Genomic DNA, 383 nt, shown 5'->3' with positions numbered 1-383 from the left:
ATAAAAAAAAAAAGATAAGGAGGGAAGAAAGGGAGGAGAGAAAGAGGAAGGAGAGGGAGGAGGAAAGGAGGGAGGGAGGGGGAGGGGAAAGGAGAAGAAAGGAAAAGGGGAGGAAGGAAAAGGAAGGAAAGGGAAAAAGAAAGAAGAGAAAAGGAGGAAAAAGAAGAGAGGGAAGGAGAGGGGGGAGAAAAGGGGGGGAGAGGAAGGAGAAAGAGAGAGAGAAAAAAGAAAGAAGAAAGGAAGGAAGAGGGGAAGGAAAAGAGAGAGGAGAGAAAAGAAAGGAGGGAAGGGAAAAAGGGAGGGGAGAGAAAGAAGGAAGAGAAGGAGGAAAAAAAGGAAAAAAGAGAGAAACCCACACCAGAAAGAGGGGCAAAGCGAGCAAG

General features: G+C 46.7%; 1 protein-coding gene. It reads left to right on the top strand.

Features of this window, described 5'->3' with window-relative positions:
- Positions 1-383, top strand: a 383-nt coding sequence (locus NR126_RS29180; protein ID WP_256832505.1) for a hypothetical protein, incomplete at both ends; no start/stop codon positions are given.

The organism is Pseudomonas sp. Pse1, from assembly GCF_024519635.1.
In the GTDB taxonomy this organism is placed as follows: domain Bacteria; phylum Pseudomonadota; class Gammaproteobacteria; order Pseudomonadales; family Pseudomonadaceae; genus Aquipseudomonas.
Note: the sequence above shows the minus strand (reverse complement) of the source record. Positions and strands in the feature narration are given on the sequence as shown.